The sequence below is a fragment of the Pseudomonas sp. genome (genome assembly GCF_037994325.1).
Classification (GTDB): Bacteria; Pseudomonadota; Gammaproteobacteria; order Pseudomonadales; family Pseudomonadaceae; genus Aquipseudomonas.
Map to the genome: position 1 here is coordinate 1 of NZ_JBBNAH010000179.1, position 5,068 is coordinate 5,068.

The following is a 5,068-nucleotide window of genomic DNA, read 5'->3' on the forward strand; positions in this document are numbered from 1 at the left end:
CTGAACAACAAGCAAGAGCCGATCGGCACCCGTATCTTTGGGCCAGTGACCCGTGAACTTCGTACTGAGAAGTTCATGAAGATCGTCTCGCTCGCCCCAGAAGTGCTGTAAGGAGATCCGACATGCAAAAGATTCGTCGTGACGACGAGATCATCGTGATCGCCGGCAAAGACAAAGGTAAGCGTGGCAAGGTGCTCAAGGTTCTCGCTGACGACCGCTTGGTCGTTGGTGGGATCAACCTGGTGAAGCGCCACACCAAGCCGAACCCGATGCTGGGTGCTCAAGGCGGTATCGTCGAGAAAGAGGCGCCTCTGCACGTCTCTAACGTCGCCATTTTCAACAGCGAAACCAACAAGGCTGATCGCGTTGGTTTCAAAGTAGAAGACGGCAAGAAAATTCGTGTCTTCAAGTCGACCCAAAAAGCGGTTGATGCTTGAACACTGCTAGGTAGAAGACCATGGCACGACTAAAAGAGATTTATCGGAAAGAAATCGCTCCGAAGCTTAAGGAAGAACTCAAGCTTTCGAACGTGATGGAAGTTCCGCGCGTTACCAAAATCACCCTGAACATGGGTCTTGGCGAAGCGATCGGTGATAAGAAAATTATCGAGCACGCGGTAGCGGATTTGGAAAAGATCACCGGTCAAAAAGTCGTTGTGACTTACGCCAAGAAATCCATCGCGGGCTTTAAAGTCCGTGAAGGTTGGCCGATCGGCGTGAAAGTGACCTTGCGTCGCGAACGTATGTATGAATTCCTGGATCGTCTGCTTTCGATCTCCCTGCCGCGCGTGCGTGACTTCCGCGGCCTGAATGCCAAGTCCTTCGATGGTCGTGGTAACTACAGCATGGGCGTGAAAGAGCAGATTATTTTCCCGGAAATCGATTACGACAAAATCGATGCTCTGCGCGGTCTGGACATCACCCTGACCACTACTGCTCGTACGGATGATGAAGGTCGCGCCTTGCTGCGTGCTTTCAAATTCCCGTTCCGCAACTGATCGGAGTAGGAACATGGCCAAGACAAGCATGAAAAACCGCGAGCTGAAGCGTCAGCAAACGGTAGCTAAGTACGCCAAAAAGCGTGCCGAGCTGAAAGCTACCATCGCTAATCCGAACACCAGTCCGGAAGCTCGTTGGGAAGCGCAGATCGCTTTGCAAAAGCAGCCACGTGACGCTAGCGCTTCGCGCTTGCGTAACCGTTGCCGCATCACCGGCCGTCCGCACGGCGTGTACCGCAAGTTCGGCCTAGGCCGTAACAAGCTGCGCGAGGCTGCGATGCGCGGTGATGTGCCAGGTCTGGTGAAAGCCAGCTGGTAAGTCGAAGTCTCGACATGCCGGGGTCTATCCTTCGCGGTGCTGACCTCGGTATTGAGCAAAAATGAATCAAGCCCCTTTTGGGGCTTGATTCATTTTTAATCAGTCTCTAGAATGCTCGGCTCGCCTGAGCCTGGCTTTTATATGCACGGCATATTTCTAGCGACATGCAGTAGCCGTATGGCTAATTCTTTTGTTTCAGGAGCACCTAGCCCATGAGTATGCAGGACCCGTTAGCGGACATGCTAACTCGTATCCGTAATGCCCAGATGGCTGAAAAGTCCGTCGTAAGCATGCCGTCTTCCACGTTGAAGGTGGCTGTAGCCAAAGTCCTGAAGGACGAAGGTTATATTGCGGGTTTTCAGATCAGCAGCGACGTTAAGCCGCAGCTGTCCATCGAGCTGAAATATTTCGAAGGCCGTCCGGTCATCGAAGAAGTAAAGCGCGTTAGCCGTCCAGGCCTGCGTCAGTACAAATCCGTTGATGATCTGCCAAAAGTTCGCGGCGGTCTCGGCGTTTCCATCGTCTCCACCAACAAAGGTGTGATGACGGATCGTGCTGCGCGCGCTGCCGGTGTCGGCGGCGAAGTGCTCTGCACCGTGTTCTAAGGGGGGAACAAGCATGTCTCGCGTTGCTAAGAACCCCGTTAAGCTGCCAGCTGGTGTCGAGATCAAACTCGCCGGCCAACAGCTCTCGGTGAAGGGTGCTAAAGGCGCTCTAGAACTTAACGTCCATTCGTCCGTGGAAATTGTTGAAGAAGCTGGTGAGCTGCGTTTTGCTGCTCGCAATGGCGATCAACAGACTCGTGCAATGGCCGGTACCACCCGTGCGTTGGTGAACAACATGGTAATCGGCGTCAGCCAAGGCTTCGAGCGTAAGCTGCAGCTGGTTGGTGTTGGTTACAAAGCTCAGGCAAAAGGCGAAATCCTTTCTCTGGCACTTGGTTTCTCGCACCCAGTGGACTACGAACTGCCAAAAGGCGTTACCGCAGAAACTCCTAGCCAAACCGATATCCTGATCAAGGGCATCGACAAGCAGCTGGTAGGTCAAGTGGCCGCTGAGATCCGTGACTTCCGTCCGCCAGAACCTTACAAAGGTAAAGGTGTGCGTTACGCAGACGAAGTCGTCCGCCGTAAAGAAGCGAAGAAGAAGTAGGGCATAGCAAATGACCGACAAAAAAGTTACTCGACTGCGTCGCGCTCGCAAAGCACGCCTGAAAATGCACGAGCTAGAAGCCGTGCGTCTCTGCGTGTACCGCTCTTCGCAGCACATTTACGCCCAGGTCATCTCGGCCGACGGCAGCAAAGTCTTGGCGAGCGCTTCGACTTTGGACAAGGATCTGCGTACTGGTGCCACTGGCAACATTGACGCGGCCACGAAAGTTGGCCAACTGGTTGCTGAGCGTGCGAAAGCCGCTGGCGTCACTCAGGTGGCATTCGACCGTTCTGGCTTCAAGTACCACGGCCGTGTTAAGGCACTGGCTGATGCTGCTCGTGAAGGCGGGCTGGAGTTCTAAGTTATGGCAAATAACGATCAAAGACGCGACAGCCGCGACAACGGCAATGACGAAGGCTACATCGAGAAGCTGGTTCAAGTTAATCGTGTAGCTAAGACCGTAAAAGGCGGCCGTATCTTCACTTTCACCGCGTTGACCGTGGTGGGTGATGGTAAAGGCCGTGTAGGTTTCGGTCGTGGCAAGTCTCGCGAAGTGCCGGCTGCTATCCAGAAGGCTATGGAAGCTGCTCGTCGCAATATGATTCAAGTGGACCTGAATGGCACCACTCTGCAGTACGCAATGAAGTCCGCTCATGGCGCCTCCAAGGTGTACATGCAGCCAGCTTCTGAAGGTACCGGCATCATCGCTGGCGGCGCTATGCGTGCCGTTCTCGAAGTTGCTGGCGTGCAGAATGTGTTGGCCAAATGCTACGGCTCGACTAACCCGGTAAACGTGGTTCACGCCACTTTCAAAGGTTTGAAAGCTATGCAATCCCCGGGTTCTATTGCTGCTAAGCGCGGCAAGAGCGTTGAGGAGATTCGCTGATCATGGCTACCGTTAAAGTAACGTTGATCAAAAGCATGACCGGCCGCATTCCTAACCACAAACTGTGCGTTAAGGGTCTGGGGCTGCGTCGCATCGGTCACACTGTAGAAGTTTTGGATACTCCGGCTAACCGCGGGATGATCAACAAGGCTTACTACATGTTGCGAGTTGAGGGTTAACACATGTACCTGAACGATCTGAGTCCTGCGCCGGGTTCCCGTCGCGAGAAGCACCGTCCGGGCCGTGGTATCGGTAGCGGTTTGGGTAAGACTGGTGGCCGCGGCCACAAAGGTCAGACCTCCCGCTCCGGTGGCACTATCGCTCCGGGCTTTGAAGGCGGTCAACAGCCGCTGCACCGTCGTCTGCCGAAGTTCGGCTTCGTCTCCCTGAAAGCTATGGATCGTGCGGAAGTTCGCACCTCCGAGCTGAATAAAGTGGAAGGCGACGTGGTAACTCTGCAGTCCCTGAAGGATGCCAACCTGATTAATCAAAACGTACAGCGTGTGAAAGTAATGCTGTCCGGTGAGATTACTCGCGCGGTGACCCTCAAAGGTATCGCCGCCACCAAAGGTGCGCGTGCGGCTATCGAAGCAGCTGGCGGCAAATTCGAGGAATAAATGGCTAAGCAAGGTGCTCTCTCAGCGCTCAGCAATGGCGGGTTATCCGAGCTCTGGGCTCGTCTGCGCTTTCTCCTTTTGGCGATCATCGTCTATCGGGTAGGTGCTCACATCCCAGTTCCAGGTATTAACCCGGACCGGTTGGCGGATCTGTTTCGGCAGAACGAGGGGACCATTCTTAGCTTGTTCAACATGTTTTCCGGTGGTGCGCTGGAGCGCATGAGTATTTTTGCATTGGGGATCATGCCGTACATTTCGGCTTCGATCATCATGCAGCTCATGACTGCTGTTAGCCCGCAACTGGAGCAGTTGAAGAAGGAAGGTGAGTCTGGCCGTCGCAAGATTAGCCAGTACACCCGCTACGGCACCTTGATCCTTGCTTTTGTACAGGCCACCGGCATGTCGGTTGGTCTGGCGGGTCAAGGTGTAGCGTTCTCGGGCGATTTCGGCTTTCACTTCGTGGCAGTCAGTACTTTTGTTGCTGGTGCCATGTTCATGATGTGGCTGGGTGAGCAGATCACTGAGCGCGGTGTCGGTAACGGCATCTCGATGTTGATCTTCTCAGGTATTGTCGCTGGTTTGCCGCGCGCAATTGGGCAGTCTTTCGAGTCTGCTCGTCAGGGTGATATCAATATCTTCGCCCTGGTTGCAATCGGCTTGCTCGCGGTAGCGATCATCGGTTTCGTGGTCTTCATTGAGCGGGGCCAGCGTCGTATTGCTGTGCACTACGCCAAGCGCCAGCAGGGCCGTAAGGTTTTTGCTGCGCAGACTAGCCACTTGCCGTTGAAGGTAAACATGGCCGGCGTTATTCCGGCTATTTTTGCCAGTAGCCTTCTGCTGTTCCCGGCTTCGCTGGGCGCCTGGTTTGGTCAGTCTGCTGGTTTGGGCTGGCTTCAGGATGTTTCGCAGGCTATCGCTCCTGGTCAGCCGTTGAATATCTTGCTGTTTAGTGCAGGGATTGTTTTCTTCTGCTTCTTCTACACAGCGTTGATGTTTAACCCGAAAGACGTGGCGGAAAACCTGAAGAAGTCTGGTGCCTTTATTCCTGGCATCCGTCCAGGTGAGCAATCCGCGCGCTATATCGATGGCGTGCTGAC

At 54.3% G+C, this 5,068-nt stretch carries 11 protein-coding genes; all 11 read left to right on the forward strand.

What is annotated here, in order from left to right:
- Positions 1–111 (forward strand): uL14 family ribosomal protein (locus AAAB16_RS06025; RefSeq protein WP_174232437.1); only part of this gene is annotated, 111 nt, incomplete at its 5' end.
- 11 nt (positions 112–122) lie between these two features.
- The gene (rplX, locus tag AAAB16_RS06030; protein ID WP_340662524.1) at positions 123–437 is read left to right on the forward strand and encodes a 50S ribosomal protein L24; all 315 of its coding nucleotides are present in this window, start codon (positions 123–125) and stop codon (positions 435–437) included.
- Between the two features lie 20 nt (positions 438–457).
- On the forward strand, positions 458–997 hold the full coding sequence (rplE, locus tag AAAB16_RS06035) for a 50S ribosomal protein L5 (RefSeq protein WP_110618210.1): 540 nt from the start codon (positions 458–460) through the stop codon (positions 995–997).
- 13 nt (positions 998–1,010) lie between these two features.
- On the forward strand, positions 1,011–1,316 hold the full coding sequence (gene rpsN, locus AAAB16_RS06040) for a 30S ribosomal protein S14 (RefSeq protein WP_108096528.1): 306 nt from the start codon (positions 1,011–1,013) through the stop codon (positions 1,314–1,316).
- A 212-nt stretch (positions 1,317–1,528) separates the two neighbouring features.
- Positions 1,529–1,921 (forward strand): 30S ribosomal protein S8, encoded by a 393-nt coding sequence (gene rpsH, locus AAAB16_RS06045; protein WP_108096527.1) that lies wholly within the window; start codon positions 1,529–1,531, stop codon positions 1,919–1,921.
- Positions 1,922–1,934: 13 nt separating this feature from the next.
- Complete coding sequence (rplF, locus tag AAAB16_RS06050; protein WP_110618211.1) at positions 1,935–2,468, forward strand: 50S ribosomal protein L6; 534 nt, start codon at positions 1,935–1,937, stop codon at positions 2,466–2,468.
- Between the two features lie 10 nt (positions 2,469–2,478).
- The gene (gene rplR / locus AAAB16_RS06055; protein WP_110618212.1) at positions 2,479–2,829 is read left to right on the forward strand and encodes a 50S ribosomal protein L18; all 351 of its coding nucleotides are present in this window, start codon (positions 2,479–2,481) and stop codon (positions 2,827–2,829) included.
- Between the two features lie 3 nt (positions 2,830–2,832).
- Positions 2,833–3,354, forward strand: coding sequence for a 30S ribosomal protein S5 (rpsE, locus tag AAAB16_RS06060; protein ID WP_108096524.1), 522 nt, complete (start codon positions 2,833–2,835; stop codon positions 3,352–3,354).
- Positions 3,355–3,356: 2 nt separating this feature from the next.
- A complete protein-coding gene (gene rpmD, locus AAAB16_RS06065) occupies positions 3,357–3,533 on the forward strand; it encodes a 50S ribosomal protein L30 (protein ID WP_110618213.1) in 177 nt (58 codons plus the stop codon).
- A 3-nt stretch (positions 3,534–3,536) separates the two neighbouring features.
- Complete coding sequence (rplO, locus tag AAAB16_RS06070; protein WP_108096522.1) at positions 3,537–3,971, forward strand: 50S ribosomal protein L15; 435 nt, start codon at positions 3,537–3,539, stop codon at positions 3,969–3,971.
- The coding region (gene secY / locus AAAB16_RS06075) for a preprotein translocase subunit SecY (RefSeq protein ID WP_340662525.1) at positions 3,972–5,068 on the forward strand (1,097 nt) is incomplete at its 3' end.